Genomic DNA, 14,425 nt, shown 5'->3' with positions numbered 1-14,425 from the left:
CAACCGATTATCAAGGTTGTTTCTTCTAAAATTTCACTTAACAAAGACTTCAACTAATGCTTAAACAAAGCACTAGCGACTATCAGGCGATTGTTTCTTGAAGTACTTGTCATACACCACATATCCGATAAATACAGTCAGACTTACACCTCCTACCCAAATCAATCCGTTGACCAACCGATCCTTCTCTTCCCCAAGCCAGGCCAACAGAATGGTGAGTGGCGTAATGCCGGCTAGTGTGGCTAAAATAAACCTGATATAGCCCATCTTGGTAATGCCAGCGACAAAACTGACCGCATCGTTAGAAAGGAAAGGAGAAATGCGGGCTATGATCACAGCCCAGGTGCCGTAGTCAGCCACGAAGCCCGACACCTTTTCCTCCGCCTTGTGACCGATGATCTTTTGTACCCCTGCTTCTCCCAATCCCCTGCCAATCATATACCCTATGCTTGAGGCCACCAGCACAGCAGTAATTGCGATAAGGGAGCCCCACACGGGCCCGTAAGCGACTATAGCCACCAGCATAAGCGCCACCACATTGATAACCAGCAAAAACATCTGCGCCACCATTGCTAGGACTATAAAGAAGGGTCCCCAGAAGCCGAACTGCTCGACCCAAACCGAGATTTTCTTTTCATCGCCGCTACTGAGTACAGCCCATCCCTCGTTTATGTGCGCCTGAAAACCCGATGAAACAAAGTAAGCCAACACCAATGCCGCTAAGATACCCCCTGTAATAAGCAATGGCCATTTGCTCTGCTTTGTTTCTTCTGGTTGTTTCTGAGTAGTCTGGTTCATAAAGCGTCGATATTACTTGCTTGTAGACGAATATTTTGTCGGGTGGGTTAGCGCCTCCGCCATCCCCGTTCTGGGGTTTACGCGACAGGCAAACTCATGCTTGGCTTCCGGCTGACCGGTCGCAATGGTATAGCGCCAGGTATAGGGTCCTTGGGCTAGGGTGCTGCTTTGGTGTCGCTGCTGGAGTGAGATTGCATGCTGAGCGTCTGGTGTTTGTTCCGGCAGTAGTGCTTCCTTCTTGCTCTCCACATGCTCCCCATAGACCACGGCGGCAACCAGCCCGGCTATTAAACCACCCAGATGCCCCTCCCAGGAAATACGCTCCTCTGAGGGGAACAAGCCATAGAACAGCCCGCCGTAGAGGAACAAGACAGCCAGCGACACGGCCAGTCCGGCCCGGTCACGCCGCATAATGCCGTTGAACAACAGGAACCCAGCCAGTCCATATACCACGCCACTGGCCCCCACATGGTAGGCATCCCGGCCAATAAACCAGGTGAACAGCCCGCTCAGCACGTAAACCAATACAACAACCCGCAGCGCCACAGGCCTGTGCAGGAAAAGGATAAAGCCCGAAAGCAGCACCAGCGGAAAGGAGTTGGACAGCAGGTGATTCAAACCGGAATGGATCAGCGGGCCGGCCACCACGCCAATCAATCCAAAAAATTCGCGGGGGCGTATACCTAGCCAGCTCAGTTCCACGCCGGTCAGGTATACCAGCAGCGCAATCAGCCAGATAAGCGCGATAAAGAGCGTACCGGGCAGAAAGCTGTAAGCAAAGCGCTCATTTTCAGCCTGTAGGTCTGTCAAAGCAATTTCGGAGGAGGATGACGCCATAGATAATAGGTTCACAGAATAAGCGGGGCAGGCTTTCGTTTATCGGTTTAAGGAACAGCAGGTTTTCAGCCGCAGCTTTTTACAGGCTATACGCACATCTGCAAAGGCCGGTGGGGGCAGCTTTGTAGTCTTGCGAGTTGCCACAAGTTACAGGTATAACATAAAATACGGGCAGCTGTTGCCTACTTTTAAAACCAATTGACGTATCACTCCCCTTTCGGTCTGCTATTTTTGCACACATTTTAAGTCAAAAGGCCTACCGAGAACTAAATTAATAATTGTACAGTAATAACAGGTGGTAGGCCACCACAACACCATGCACGCAACCTTACATCGCTCTAAAGTCTTCTGGTCAGGTATAGTTTCTCCTATTTGGCCTGTCTGTCTGATTTTATTGCTGCTGACGGGTTGCGAGGGTACTGATACAAGAAAACCGGTATATGCCAAGGAAGATACACGCGAGTTTTTACCGGAAGAGACTACTCCCTATACCCGCCCCTCCTCCCTGCTGGAGGCCATCGAAAAGCCTTCTCCCTGGGTAGACTCCGTTTTCAAAACCCTGAGCCCGGATGAACGCATTGCCCAGTTGATCATTATAGAGGCATTCTCCAACAAAAACGCGAAATACGAGGCTGATGTCATGAACCTGGTCACCAGGTATAAGATAGGCGGCATCATTTACTTCCAGGGTGGCCCCATGCGGCAGGCCAAGCTCAACAATCGCCTGCAGGCAGCCTCCAAAGTGCCCCTGCTGATCTCGATGGACGCCGAAACGGGCGTGGGCATGCGACTTGACAGCACGGTGCAATATCCCTTCCAGATGATGATGGGCGCCATCGAGGACAATGGTTTGATCTACCGTATGGGTGCCGAGGTGGCCGAGGAGTTCAAACGACTGGGCATGCACGTCAACTTTGCGCCCGTAGCCGACATCAACAACAATACGGCCAACCCAATTATCAGCTACCGAGCCTTCGGGGAGGATAAACTGGATGTTACCGCTAAGAGCCTGGCCTATATGCGCGGTATGCAGGACAATGGTATTATTGCCGTTGCCAAGCATTTTCCGGGACATGGAGACACTGATGTTGACTCACACTACGACCTGCCTGTTATACCTCACGACCGGGCCCGGCTTGACTCGCTGGAACTATACCCTTTCCGGGAACTCATTAAACAAGGTATAGGCGGCATCATGGTAGCCCATATGCACATGCCCCAACTCGATACGACACAAAATTTGCCTTCCACCCTGTCCAAACCCATTGTGACCAGCCTGCTCAAAAATCAGTTGGAGTTTAAGGGACTGGTTTTTACGGATGCCATGGTAATGAAAGGCGTGACGAAATACTTCCCGCCAGGAGAGGCCGAGGCGCGGGCTATTATGGCGGGCAACGACGTGCTGGAACGGCTCAACAGCGTGCCGAAGGCCATACAGGCAATCAAGCTCGCTATTGCCAAAGGGTACATCTTGCAGGAAGAGATCGATGCGCGCTGCAAAAAAATGCTCGCCGCCAAGCAATGGGTAGGCCTTGACAGGTATAAGCCGATTGAACTGGAGAACCTTTACGAAGACCTGAACCCAACTATTGCCGACAGCACCAACCATGCCTTGGCAGAGGCTGCCATGACATTGCTCAACAACCGTAAAAATTTCCTGCCCATTCGCCAGAAGAAGCGCCACAAAATCGCCACGCTCTCTTTTGGGTTGGTGCGCCCGAGTTTATTCCAACGGGAAGTTGGTAGGTATGCACGCAGTACGACAGATTATGTGATATCGAGAAAAGCTGATGCCAAAGAGGTCCGGAAGATGAAACAGCGCCTACGTGGCTACGACTATGTTATCGTAGGACTCTATGGCCCGAGCGTGACACCCAGCAACCGGCTCGGTTACTCCAAAGAAGCCACAGCCTTTGTGACCGAACTGGCCCGGTCTGACAAAGCAATTATCACACTGTTTGACAATCCTTATACCATAAACCAGTTTCCGGAACTACACAAGAGTAAGGTACTGCTGCTGGCTTACCAGGCTCATGCCCATGCACAGATCGCGGCGCCCAAATTGCTCTTTGGTAAGATTCCGGCAAGAGGCAAACTTCCCGTCTCCGTAAACAGCCATTACCGTTACGGACACGGCATCAGCAAAGACAAACCGCTTCTGGCAGTAGGCTCGTAGTATCCTGTACCGACTCTTTGCGTAAGTAAGGCAAAAGGCAGGTATAAACACTGTACCCCAAACTTTAATCAAAACATGAAAGATAAAATCTGTAACGCATCGAGATATGCGGTCATGCTGTTCCTGGGCTTGTTCCTGTGGAGCTGCGAAGGCAATCGAACCGCCGAAAACACCGAAGAGATAACCGTAGACGTGCCCGAACAAACGGACACTGCCCGCGTGGAGCGTACCGGTCGCACCGTTGACGAACGCCTGGAATCGTTGCGTGGCTGGATGAATGAAAAGGTTGAGAAGGGAGACACAGCCATAAAACGCGAAATGCCCGAGATAAAGGAGGACTTCCGCCGCAGGAGCGCTGAAATAGAGCAGAACCTGGATAGCCTGTCCGCTGACTCTAAAGCAGAGTATGCCCGCCTGAGGCAACGCTACGAACGCTGGGAAAGCCGACAGGAACGTCGCCAGAATACACCGCTCGACGCAGCGGAACTGCGCCAGTGGCGGGAGCTGTTGCTGCGCGAGTTCAATGAGGTAGAAGCGATTTCTCCACAGAACGTGCGCGAAGCGTACCTCACCTTTATGGGTGTCGTGCGGGCCAAGCGGCAGAACTGGACGCAAAGCGACTGGGATTACGTGGACAATGTGTATGGGCAGTTGAACCAACGTCGCCGGCAGATCGAAGGGCAGATGTCCAACAGCGACAAACTCAAGGTAAGGGCCCTGCAAGCCGAGTACCTGACACTGGAAGGCGCAGCCGATACCCGCAGCCTGCTGCAAAACATGCGAAACTGAGCAGGTTAATTCCATGGTGGCTACAACAATTAGCCTGCAAATCAGTTTAAGCCTTATACCTTTGTGCAGACAGCCCTCCTGTATACCTGATGGTTTAAGGGCAAAGAACTACGAAATAGAATAGCGATGGAAAAAGCAACATTTGGAGGCGGCTGTTTCTGGTGCACAGAAGCCGTTTTTCAGGATCTGGAAGGGGTTGCCAAAGTGGAGTCTGGTTATGCCGGTGGCCACATGGAAAACCCTACCTACAAACAGGTTACCTCCGGCACCACCGGACACGCAGAAGTATTGCAGATCACCTATGATCCGGACAAAATCAGCTTCGAAGCACTGCTCGAGGTTTTCTGGAAAACACACGACCCTACCACGCTCAACCGGCAGGGCAACGACATTGGAACCCAATACCGCTCTATCGTGCTGTACCACAACGAGGAGCAGCGGCAACTGGCCGAAAAATACAAGCAGGAGCTGGATGCCTCCGGAGCGTTTCCGGCCCCGATCGTGACGACGGTGGAACCGCTGCAGGAGTTCTACCCGGCAGAGGACTACCACCAGAACTACTTCAACACGCATGGCCATGAGCCTTACTGCAGTTTCGTCATCCGCCCCAAAGTCGAAAAGGTTCGCCAGGTGTTTGGCGACAAGCTAAAGGCAGGAAGCAGGCAGTAATTTACATCAATACTAAAAAAAGGCGTCAGCTACCACTAAGGTGACTGACGCCTTATCTATGTTATACCTGTACTGTCTGCTTACCCCTGTAACTGCACCCACTGCTGGGCAATAATGGTCTTGGCGTCTGCAAAGGCTTCTTTCAGGAGCTCTTCTCGGGTATAGGCCACCAGTTCGATGTGCTCGTGTTCTTCGTCTTTGCCACCGCCGTCGGCATGCTGGTGCGATACCTCGGCGTAGTAAAGATGTACCTTCTCGGTGGTGCCGCCGGGCGATGAGTAAAAGGTATGCAGGTGTTTCAGACTGTCTACGCTGTAGCCGATCTCCTCCTCTATCTCACGGGCAATGCTGGTTTCCGGGCTTTCCCCTTCATCCACCATACCGGCTACCACCTCCACCAGCTCCGTCTCCGGGCCTACCCGGAATTGCCGTGTCAGGATGTACTTTTCCTGCTCTGTATCATAAACCATGGCAGCCACAGCCACTCCCCTGTCAAACTGCTCCCGCTCAAAGGTATGGCCATGCTGCTCAACCGTGAGTTTATAAATTTTGAAATAGCCGTTGTAAGCTTTCTCTCTTTTCTTGATTTCCATAAGGGCGAATATAGCCAAAGCCAGGTATAGCCTGGCTCTGCAAAGTAGATATTATATTGCTTGATTAAAGTTCGTTGTTCCGGAAAGCGGCTTTCTGAGTCCGCTCCGTCAGACTAGACATGGAGAGTGGCGTTTCACTTTCATAGCCTTTTTTGGCCTTTTGTTCACCGGTTGGCCCGGGCAGCAGGCGGTTCAGTATGGCAAAGAAGTCTGTTGTCGCGGCAGGAGAAATACCATGCACGAAGGCTCCGATTTTGGCAGGTATAGAAGTCACCACTTCCGCATCGCCGTGGCGGCAAGCGTCCAGGATCGTTTTGGCCGAATCCTCGGCGCTGATGGATGTGAGCGGACTGGAATCTGCCAGTTTGAACAAGGCGTACTCCTCTTCATGCTGTCCTTTCACATTGGCATGGCGCGGGCTGCCAGTTTGCATGAGTCCGGGCGATGCACAGGTCACTGTGATATTATGTTGTTTCAATTCTGCCCGAAGTCCCTCTGACAAGCCCACCAGTGCAAACTTACTGGCACTGTACGGCACCAGATGAGGCACCCCCAACTTCCCACCGATAGACGCGATGTTGAGAATGCGGCCTTCTCCCCTATCCTTCATGGAGGGTAGCACCGCCAAGGTGGTATAGAGCGGTCCCCAGAAGTGTGTCTCCATGGCTTCCTCAAAGTCCTTGACAGTCATTTCTTCCAGTGGGCCGGCCGTGATGATCCCGGCATTGTTGATGAGGACATCGATGCTGCCGAAACTGCTTTGCACCTGGTTTACCATCGCTTGTACTTGAGCCTGCTGGGTTACGTCGCAGGGCACTACCATCACGTCGGCACCATTGCCGGCCAGTTCCATGAGGGCATTCTCCAACTGTATCTCATCACGGGAACAAAGCACCAGCCTTGCCCCTTCCCTGGCCAGTTGGCGTGCCATCACAAAACCAAGTCCACGGGCACCGCCTGTGATCAGCACTACTTTATCTTTGAAATTGTATGCGTTGAGTTTACGGTTGATAGCCCTTGCTGCCAAGAGAGCGCCAGCGCCTGCAACCAGCCACCAAAGATTTCGTTTGTTTTGTGTTTCCATAGCTCAGGGTTTTGCGGGTGGTAGTACCAAGACCGCGATACGAAGCCCTGGACAACCATTTTAACTACGGTGAAGAGATGTGGTAGTTCGGTGTTACTTCTTCTTTTTATAGCCGCCTATACCCTGGTTTTTTCGGGTAAACACTTCATTTTTGATAATCGGGGTATAAAGAACTTTGACGGAGGCGACACCATAATGGTCTTTGGTATGCTCAAACCCTACCGGGGGGCCGATATTATCGAGGTAGTCTGTCGTTGTGATGTGATACATCACCTCAGGGGCTACACTCCATTGGTCGGAGAAACGGAAACGAAGCCCGGCACCAAAGGGCAACACGCCGGCGATGGCTGGGTATGGACGCATACGGTCATAGGTCTCCTGCGAGTTTTCGGCCCTGTTTGTCGGGTATGAGCTCGGCGTATAGTAAACAAAGCCGATACCGCCTTTCACGAAAGGAACGATAAAACGCTTACGGGTAGAGCGGTAGTTATTGGAACCAGCATAGCTATCCATCAGGTTGAGGACGAGCAACGTGGAGACCTCGATCACCTCAGACTCAAAAGTAATGTTATCTTTCAGAGTTTTTTCAGTAGCCCCCAGCTTCACATATTCCACTTCGCCACTTAAGGCCATGTATGCGTTGAACTTGAATTGGGCACCAATGCCCATCGCCGGACCAATGTCGTTGCAACCATAGCTGCCGCAAATATCGCTTTTGACAGCTGCCAAGCCTGCTCCAGCCTGAATCACGAGGCCACGCTCAGGAATTTTGCTCATCCCCAAGCGTCTTGTAAAGCTATCTTGCCCGTAGACGGAGGTGATAGAAAAAAAAGTGATCGCCAATAAAAGTACAAGAAGGTATGGTCTCCTGCTCATCTGCCAGACAGGTTTTTTCATTGTGTATTTGTGGATCGCCTTGTTATCAATCGGCGCAGGTCAGTCGTGTTTCTGCGCGAAGAAAGGCAAAAGCAACATTGCTTTCCACCTATCTACGAACTGGGAAAAGAAAGGATAGGGATTTCACTATAAATACATCACTATGCAGGAATAATTCTACCGAATCCTCAAGCAAGCCACTGACTTTCAGCTTATCTGAAGAAAGCCCCAAAGCTGAATTATTATTGCCCTGTCGCCTTTACCTGCAGGCGTTTTTTATCGATAACACGGATAAAGTCGATCACCAGCGCAGCGGCATCCGGGTAAAAGACAGGATTGATATGGGCGAAATCGTCTGTTGGTTTGTGATAATGCGGATGATCCTCCACACCAAAGTACACGAAAGGAATCTGTCGCTTATGAAACTGGAAGTGATCTGACTGCCTGGTCCAATCGTTTTCGCCCTGATCAGGACGGTCATGGCCCAGCAACAGCCTGGCTTGCGGCCGCGCTGAAACTTGCTGTAGGTAAGGTATAAGGAAAGGGTGATGATAGGTACCGCTGGCATACAGTTCGCCCTGCTGGTTAATGCTCAACATGTCCATGTTCACATTCAGCAGGATGTTATACAGTGGCAGCGGAGGATTTTCCAATAGGGCGTTGGCACCCTGCAAACCCAGTTCCTCCCCGTCAAGTGCTGCAAAAACCAAGGTATAGTAAGGTTTTTGCTTCTTGAAATAGCTGGCTGCTGCCAGTAAAGCAGCTACTCCCGAGGCATTGTCATCGGCACCGTTGTATATTTCCCCCTTGCGCACTCCCACGTGGTCGTAATGCGCCGTGATAACGATGGCCTGTTTGGTCTTGCCCGGTATGTAGCCAATCAGGTTGGTGGCATCCTCCACCGTCACGCCCCTGCTTTCCAGACGGAAGGTATGGCGATAGCTTTTGTTATATTGCTGAAGCCCAATTTCGCTGAAACGGTTCAGGATGTAGTCCTGAGCCATTTTGCTGCCCGAGCTGCCACTAAGCCTGCCCTCCATTGAGTCGGTAGACAACACCCGCACATCCTGCAGTAATTGTTGTGTATCCAGCACAGCCTTCTGTGCAGTGACTGAAAGCGTGCTGAGAAATACTAAAACAGCAGCAAAGGCAAGTTTTCGTTTCATACCGGGCGATTATGCGGCGAAATTAGCAAAAAGACTCTATTCCGCCTTCAAAACATTTTATGCATTGAACGCTGGCCATGCCACCCAACTACGCTGGCTGACAGCCTTTTTCTGTTTGGTGTTATTAGCAAAGCGACGCTCTACTTCCTGTGTGAAGCTTCCATCCTTCTCAAATACTTCTCCTTTCAGCACCCAACCGGTCTTTACGTAGTCCTGTACTGTGTTAACAAGTGCCTGAAGGTCTTTTGCTACAATTACATCGAATTCCATGGTGTTCCCTGATTTAAAAGTCATACAAATGGTTTCTTGGATGGTATTTAAACAAGGAGCGTGCCACATACGTTCAACACAACGTATAGTTGCAATTTTATTAAGAAAATTTACAAAGCAGCAAATTTCTTCCGAAAGCCTGCTTTTCTCTTTAAAACAAGTATAGGCTGACATTACCGCCAGCCTATACCTATTATCTATTTAATTGTACTCTAGTTCTTTACATTGATAAACCCCGGCATCTCAACCGGCCCCACAGATGTTTGAATTGTGGGCTTGATCTGAAGCACAATCTCCGGTCTGCTGGGGCCATCTGATTTAGAAAGCAGCGTCACCAGGCGTATCAGGTTGTTATATCCTGGCTTGCCGTTCTCTTCCGATAGCATGATGGGGGTGCGCACGTTAATCGTATTGAGCCCGTGCCGCAGCTCGACTGGCTCATCCACCAGTCCGCTAAGTGTCTGCTTGCCGTCGAGCAGCAGCTGCCACTTGAGTTTGGTCACGGTCATGCTGCGTTCTTTGCTCCCTTCGTCCAATTCCACATTTAGTCCCAGGTTAGAGTAAGCCAGGAGGTTGTTGTCCGAGAAGGCCGAGAAAAGCATGGCTGCCTCACTGAATGAGAAATCCTCCGGTCGCTTCTTATTGAGCACATTCACCCCGTTTAGCTTTATTTCGTTTATACCTGACAGGCTATATTTTGCCTCCTTAAAAGCATCCAGATCGTTTTTGGTACTGCATGAGAAGGCAAAAAGGGCCATACCCAGCAGCAGTACGATACTCATCAGCTTGTTCTTTTTTCTCATATCTCTGAAAAATCATTAAATGTATGAAACGTAATGGCCTTTGCATTGATTCAAATCAATGCAAAGGCCAAGATACTGTATCTGTTTTGAATTACTAAGCCTGAGCAGCCTGTTCCGCTCACAGTCCAATCCGGATAGGCCAAAAATCTATGCTTAGGCTGCGTCGAATTAATAAATACAATCCAACATTAGAAAACTCACCCGGAAATCACCTTTTACTCAGGTGAAAGTTAGCGTTATTCCCGCGCATCAATTGGATCATGTAACAAAGCAACTAGGGATTTACCCGAAGTATCCGACCTGTTGACCTCGTTTGTTGACCAGTATGCCGCTGTCTGTCACAAAAAGTCCCTGCAGGTAATCGCTCTCGAAGTAGAAGGGATAGTCCCGGCTGTTGGTGCGGGCCAGCGTCCCGATCACGCGCGCGCCATCTTCGGTCAGGTGCACCAGTTGCAGGCGTGTGGTCAGAAAGAACTGCTCGCTGGGCGCATTATTAAAGATCACTTTCCGCAAAACCAGTCGGCTGTCCATCCCCGAAGAAGCAGCCCTTGGTTCCAGTTTTACGGTTGCCGGTACACGCTGTGCTGCCTGAGAGCTACCCGCCATTGGTTGAGACTCGCGCTGCTGACCGTGTATACTGGCCATAAGCTGCGTGTCAGCATTGCCCCAACCCCTGCTGATGGCGGCCAGACGGTAGGCCCGCCCCGGGTGCGTGGGAGAACTTCGCTCATCCGACAGCAATTTCATGGCGGCCTGTGCCTCGTCCAGACTAGCACCCATCTTGCGAAGCACAAAGCCTGAGAACTCATCCGCCTCCAGTTCATCGGGGTGATTACTGCCCGCACGCGACAAGGTATGACCATTCAGGTGATGGCCGATCTCGTGCGCCAGTATGCTCACGCTGGCCCAATCGGTATGCACCGCACTGTTGATGGCTGCCAGAAAACGTTCATTATACAAAATATAGCGTTTGCCATTGTAGATCACGGCAGCGGCATTCTCGATATTGGCGGTGCGCACTTCGAAGCGCGGCTTTAGCCCCACCACATCGATGATCTCTCCAATAATATCGCGGGAGCCTAAGTCAGAGACAGAATAAGTGGTCGTAGCCAGGGTCGGCACTGCCTCGACTGCCAATATCGGAATGAAGACAAGGGACAAAGCCAGGCTTACTTTCTTTATGTAATTCATTTTCTTCTGTTAGTTAGACCGATCAGACATGCTTAAAACGAGAACCAGCAGGAAACTGGTATACCTGAGGTAGCAAGTACTTTGCCAAAATCCGCCCTTTTTACCTATTGCCCAACTTAATTTGCGGCTGACATATTTATACCTAATTTAGTCCGATCGTTTTTCGGGTATGCTGGTATTTTTTGTAGTACTCTACCTACTCTTCAACATTGGGGTGGGGTTCTGGGCTTCGAGGCGGGTGCGCGACACCAAAGACTTTTTGCTGGCAGGCAGAAGCCTGCCTTTCTACATCTCCACGACCGTCGTGTTTGCCACCTGGTTTGGTTCAGAGACGCTGCTAGGCGCTTCCTCCGAATTTGCCTCCCATGGCCTTTTGGGTGTGATTGAAGATCCGTTTGGAGCAGCCCTCTGCCTGGTGCTGGTCGGTCTGTTCTTTGCCAAAAAGCTGTACCGCCTCAACCTGCTTACCATTGGAGACTACTACCGCATCCGATACAATCGCACAACCGAACAGATCGCTGCTTTTTTCATGATCATCTCCTACTTCGGATGGATTGCGGCCCAAATGGTGGCCCTGGGCATCGTGATGAACCAGGTATTCGGCATTTCAACATCGGCAGGTATAGTAATTGGTAGCCTGATCGTGGTGGCCTACACCTACATGGGAGGTATGTGGTCGGTTTCAATCACCGATTTTGTGCAGACCATCATGATCATCGGTGGCCTCCTGCTCATTACCTATACCTTGTTGCAGCGTATGCCCTTGGAGCAAATCACCGCCTCCCTCCCTGACGATTTTTTCCGGATGACGCCAAAGGAACGCAGCCCAACTTCGTGGCTCAACTACTTTGCCCTTTGGATCACGATCGGCTTGGGCTCCATACCGCAACAGGACGTATTTCAGCGGGTGATGTCGGCAAGATCGGAACGTGTAGCGGTGGCTGCCTCACTAACGGCTGGCTTGCTATACCTGACGGTGGCCTGCCTGCCGTTACTTCTTGCGCTATACGCCCGCACGCTGCATCCTGAACTACTGCAAGAGGACGAACAACTGCTAGTGCCCGGCCTCATCATGGGTCTCGATTCTCTTTTAATGAAGGTATTGTTTTTCGGAGCGCTCATTTCAGCGATCATCAGTACGGCAAGTGGCGGTATACTGGCCCCGGCTGCGGTTCTCAGCGAGAACATGTTGCGGCCACTTCTTGGCAAACCTAGCGACAAACAGATGCTCCTGCTCTCTCGGGTAAGTGTGCTCCTGGTGGCGGCTGTATCACTGGCCATGGCACTGCTGCGCAGCAACATCTACGAACTGGTCAGCGAGTCTTCGGCGCTGAGTTTGGTGTCGCTCTTTGTGCCGCTGGTGGCCGGACTCTACTGGAAGCGTACTTCTTCGCTTGCGGCTAATTGCTCTATATTGGCAGGAATAGGGGTCTGGTTGCTTTGCCTCTACCTGAGAACCAGCATCAACCCCATGCTCTACGGCCTGGGTGCCAGCATAGCCGGCCTGCTGATCGGGCAGCTTATTTCTTTCTACCACACTCCTGACCCGAAGGCTGAGACTGCCCGCATGAAGGTATAGACAGAGGTACTGACAGTCTTACCTATACCTGATTATAATTGCGCTACTGCTCCTGCAGGTTTACTTACCGTGATAAAGGTTGGCGACTCTATATCACCAACCGGGGTTTTGATGGTAGGTTTGATCTTAAGCGTGACCCGTTGCCGCATATCGCTGCGCTGACCCAATAGCGTAATCAGCCGTGACAGGCCGGTATAACTGGGTACCTCACCATCCGTAGCCAACCCGACGGGCGTTTGAATCGGCAGCATATTCAGTCCCTCCTGCAGCACCAGGGTTTTCTGAATGGTACCTGTCAGGGCTTCCTCGCCGTCTACTTCCAACAGCCATTTCAGTTCGGTGATGGTCAGGTTGCGCTCTTCTGCTGTCTCTTCCTGCAGGGCGACATGCAATGCCAGCGTAGAGCTTACCTGTAGCGAGTTACTCGTCACGGCAGCCAGCAGACTATCCCGCTCTTCATTGGAAAAGCCCCTTCGCTCCTGTATGCGCTCCTCCACATCAATGCCGTTCAGCTTAATCTCCGACACACCCTGCAGACTATACTTCGCCTCTGTGAATGCCTTGATATCCTGTGCCTGCTTGCAGGAAAGCCCCACCAGCGCCAAAATCATCAGCAAACCTACATTCCATATTCTGTTCATCTTCTGTTTTTTATCAATCGTCCTATTCATGCAAATAACGCACCAGCCAGGTAATAGTGTTTCAGGTATAGCGGCAGATCATAAAAAACCAGGTATAACGACATCAGCTATACCTGGTTCAAATATATTTTGAGGGACAATACCTTAAGTAGCCCCGAGTGGCTGATGATGTTGGTGCAGATCCTCGCCTGTCTCCATAAACCGCTTAAAGTAACGCAGGTCTTTTTCGACCATGCTTTGAAACATCGGGTTCAGCAGCTTGGCAGCCAATCCGCCTACAGAGCCCACGGGCGGACTATAGGAAATAATGGCCTGCACGATGGTGCCTTTTCCGTCAGGAGAGTCCGAGAAGCGTACCTCTCCGGCATTGTCTATGTCAGAATTTGGAAGCGAACGCCAGGCGATGAGTTCATTTTCCTTTTCATTGATGATATCGGCGGCCCAATCGATGGTGCCAATCCCACCCGGAATTTTGGCTTTCCAGTGAGATCGCTGCGGGCCGTCCTGCTGCACGCTTTCCAGATGCTCCATAAACTTGGGCAAATTCTCCAGCATGCGCCAGAACTGGTAAACTTCAGTACGTGGTCTCTCTACCGTGATGGTCTTGATGATGTCAACTGAGATATCTTCATTTTGTGCGTTGTTTCGCCCCAGCATTTGGTTTAGCGGACAATAACCGGTAGCGCCCCTAAAAAGAAGCACACCGCCTGCTATTGCTGCAGCAGCCCCTGCCATACCTGGCCTTCGGAGCCCCAACAAAGTAAGCGCCGCGCCACCCACGGCGGACAGCACGCGTTCCGGTCGGCTCACATTGATATGGCTCGACCCGGAAGCCGGCGGAAAAATATGCTCCGTGTGAAGCATTTTAGAGTAATCGGGATTGTATGTATCCATAGCTTATTGGTTTTGTTCTATTTCGTTTTATAGGATACGTGCTTTGGGACTGTTAGTGT

General features: G+C 51.1%; 15 protein-coding genes. 4 read left to right on the top strand and 11 right to left on the bottom strand.

All coding sequences use genetic code 11. The features are described 5' to 3' along the window. Positions 1-72: 72 nt before the first annotated feature. Both H9Q13_RS00285 and H9Q13_RS00280 read right to left on the bottom strand, forming a co-directional pair. A complete protein-coding gene (locus H9Q13_RS00285) occupies positions 73-798 on the bottom strand; it encodes a TVP38/TMEM64 family protein (protein ID WP_191181762.1) in 726 nt (241 codons plus the stop codon). Between the two features lie 12 nt (positions 799-810). After that, on the bottom strand, positions 811-1,635 hold the full coding sequence (locus H9Q13_RS00280; RefSeq protein WP_191181761.1) for a rhomboid family intramembrane serine protease: 825 nt from the start codon (positions 1,633-1,635) through the stop codon (positions 811-813). Between the two features lie 316 nt (positions 1,636-1,951). Between H9Q13_RS00280 and H9Q13_RS00275 the strand changes: the two genes are divergently transcribed. The 3 genes from H9Q13_RS00275 to msrA all read left to right on the top strand — a co-directional run bounded on the left by H9Q13_RS00275 (position 1,952) and on the right by msrA (position 5,269). Further along, positions 1,952-3,811, top strand: a complete 1,860-nt coding sequence (locus tag H9Q13_RS00275; RefSeq protein WP_191181760.1) for a glycoside hydrolase family 3 protein — start codon at positions 1,952-1,954, stop codon at positions 3,809-3,811. Between the two features lie 75 nt (positions 3,812-3,886). After that, positions 3,887-4,600 (top strand): DUF6565 domain-containing protein, encoded by a 714-nt coding sequence (locus tag H9Q13_RS00270; RefSeq protein WP_224743975.1) that lies wholly within the window; start codon positions 3,887-3,889, stop codon positions 4,598-4,600. 126 nt (positions 4,601-4,726) lie between these two features. Continuing rightward, positions 4,727-5,269: a peptide-methionine (S)-S-oxide reductase MsrA gene (gene msrA / locus H9Q13_RS00265; protein WP_191181759.1), complete on the top strand. Its 543-nt coding sequence runs from the start codon at positions 4,727-4,729 to the stop codon at positions 5,267-5,269. Between the two features lie 80 nt (positions 5,270-5,349). Here the strand turns inward: msrA and H9Q13_RS00260 are convergent, their stop codons facing one another. The 7 genes from H9Q13_RS00260 to H9Q13_RS00230 form a co-directional block, all read right to left on the bottom strand. Further along, the gene (locus tag H9Q13_RS00260) at positions 5,350-5,862 is read right to left on the bottom strand and encodes an NUDIX domain-containing protein (protein ID WP_191181758.1); all 513 of its coding nucleotides are present in this window, start codon (positions 5,860-5,862) and stop codon (positions 5,350-5,352) included. Between the two features lie 64 nt (positions 5,863-5,926). Beyond that, positions 5,927-6,946, bottom strand: coding sequence for an SDR family NAD(P)-dependent oxidoreductase (locus tag H9Q13_RS00255; RefSeq protein WP_191181757.1), 1,020 nt, complete (start codon positions 6,944-6,946; stop codon positions 5,927-5,929). A gap of 93 nt (positions 6,947-7,039) precedes the next feature. Next, positions 7,040-7,723 (bottom strand): outer membrane beta-barrel protein, encoded by a 684-nt coding sequence (locus H9Q13_RS00250; RefSeq protein WP_224743974.1) that lies wholly within the window; start codon positions 7,721-7,723, stop codon positions 7,040-7,042. Positions 7,724-8,064: 341 nt separating this feature from the next. Next, positions 8,065-8,988, bottom strand: a complete 924-nt coding sequence (locus H9Q13_RS00245; protein ID WP_191181756.1) for a M28 family peptidase — start codon at positions 8,986-8,988, stop codon at positions 8,065-8,067. 57 nt (positions 8,989-9,045) lie between these two features. Continuing rightward, complete coding sequence (locus tag H9Q13_RS00240) at positions 9,046-9,282, bottom strand: hypothetical protein (protein WP_224743973.1); 237 nt, start codon at positions 9,280-9,282, stop codon at positions 9,046-9,048. A 188-nt stretch (positions 9,283-9,470) separates the two neighbouring features. Next, positions 9,471-10,061 carry a hypothetical protein gene (locus H9Q13_RS00235; RefSeq protein WP_191181755.1) on the bottom strand — a complete coding sequence of 197 codons (591 nt, stop codon included), beginning with the start codon at positions 10,059-10,061 and terminating at the stop codon, positions 9,471-9,473. Positions 10,062-10,343: 282 nt separating this feature from the next. Then, positions 10,344-11,252, bottom strand: a complete 909-nt coding sequence (locus H9Q13_RS00230) for a M48 family metalloprotease (protein ID WP_224743972.1) — start codon at positions 11,250-11,252, stop codon at positions 10,344-10,346. A gap of 169 nt (positions 11,253-11,421) precedes the next feature. Between H9Q13_RS00230 and H9Q13_RS00225 the strand changes: the two genes are divergently transcribed. Beyond that, the gene (locus tag H9Q13_RS00225) at positions 11,422-12,831 is read left to right on the top strand and encodes a sodium:solute symporter family protein (RefSeq protein WP_191181754.1); all 1,410 of its coding nucleotides are present in this window, start codon (positions 11,422-11,424) and stop codon (positions 12,829-12,831) included. A 32-nt stretch (positions 12,832-12,863) separates the two neighbouring features. On the opposite strand, the gene H9Q13_RS00220 is transcribed toward H9Q13_RS00225, so the two are convergent. Both H9Q13_RS00220 and H9Q13_RS00215 read right to left on the bottom strand, forming a co-directional pair. Then, on the bottom strand, positions 12,864-13,472 hold the full coding sequence (locus H9Q13_RS00220) for a hypothetical protein (protein ID WP_191181753.1): 609 nt from the start codon (positions 13,470-13,472) through the stop codon (positions 12,864-12,866). 144 nt (positions 13,473-13,616) lie between these two features. Beyond that, the gene (locus H9Q13_RS00215) at positions 13,617-14,366 is read right to left on the bottom strand and encodes a YgaP-like transmembrane domain (RefSeq protein ID WP_191181752.1); all 750 of its coding nucleotides are present in this window, start codon (positions 14,364-14,366) and stop codon (positions 13,617-13,619) included. Between the last annotated feature and the right edge of the window lie 59 nt (positions 14,367-14,425).

The sequence above is a fragment of the Pontibacter aquaedesilientis genome (assembly GCF_014773225.1).
In the GTDB taxonomy this organism is placed as follows: domain Bacteria; phylum Bacteroidota; class Bacteroidia; order Cytophagales; family Hymenobacteraceae; genus Pontibacter; species Pontibacter aquaedesilientis.
The sequence above is the reverse complement of the archived record's forward strand: the minus strand, read 5'-3'. Positions and strand labels throughout refer to the sequence as shown.

Bases quoted from the DNA above. Each gene is read 5' to 3' on its own strand.
- H9Q13_RS00240 (WP_224743973.1), bottom strand. From the start codon at position 9,282: ATGACTTTTAAATCAGGGAACACCATGGAATTCGATGTAATTGTAGCA.
- H9Q13_RS00215 (WP_191181752.1), bottom strand. From the start codon at position 14,366: ATGGATACATACAATCCCGATTACTCTAAAATGCTTCACACGGAGCAT.
- H9Q13_RS00220 (WP_191181753.1), bottom strand. From the start codon at position 13,472: ATGAACAGAATATGGAATGTAGGTTTGCTGATGATTTTGGCGCTGGTG.
- H9Q13_RS00245 (WP_191181756.1), bottom strand. From the start codon at position 8,988: ATGAAACGAAAACTTGCCTTTGCTGCTGTTTTAGTATTTCTCAGCACG.
- msrA (WP_191181759.1), top strand. From the start codon at position 4,727: ATGGAAAAAGCAACATTTGGAGGCGGCTGTTTCTGGTGCACAGAAGCC.
- H9Q13_RS00225 (WP_191181754.1), top strand. From the start codon at position 11,422: ATGCTGGTATTTTTTGTAGTACTCTACCTACTCTTCAACATTGGGGTG.
- H9Q13_RS00280 (WP_191181761.1), bottom strand. From the start codon at position 1,635: ATGGCGTCATCCTCCTCCGAAATTGCTTTGACAGACCTACAGGCTGAA.
- H9Q13_RS00235 (WP_191181755.1), bottom strand. From the start codon at position 10,061: ATGAGAAAAAAGAACAAGCTGATGAGTATCGTACTGCTGCTGGGTATG.
- H9Q13_RS00260 (WP_191181758.1), bottom strand. From the start codon at position 5,862: ATGGAAATCAAGAAAAGAGAGAAAGCTTACAACGGCTATTTCAAAATT.
- H9Q13_RS00230 (WP_224743972.1), bottom strand. From the start codon at position 11,252: ATGAATTACATAAAGAAAGTAAGCCTGGCTTTGTCCCTTGTCTTCATT.
- H9Q13_RS00270 (WP_224743975.1), top strand. From the start codon at position 3,887: ATGAAAGATAAAATCTGTAACGCATCGAGATATGCGGTCATGCTGTTC.
- H9Q13_RS00255 (WP_191181757.1), bottom strand. From the start codon at position 6,946: ATGGAAACACAAAACAAACGAAATCTTTGGTGGCTGGTTGCAGGCGCT.
- H9Q13_RS00275 (WP_191181760.1), top strand. From the start codon at position 1,952: ATGCACGCAACCTTACATCGCTCTAAAGTCTTCTGGTCAGGTATAGTT.
- H9Q13_RS00250 (WP_224743974.1), bottom strand. From the start codon at position 7,723: ATGAGCAAAATTCCTGAGCGTGGCCTCGTGATTCAGGCTGGAGCAGGC.
- H9Q13_RS00285 (WP_191181762.1), bottom strand. From the start codon at position 798: ATGAACCAGACTACTCAGAAACAACCAGAAGAAACAAAGCAGAGCAAA.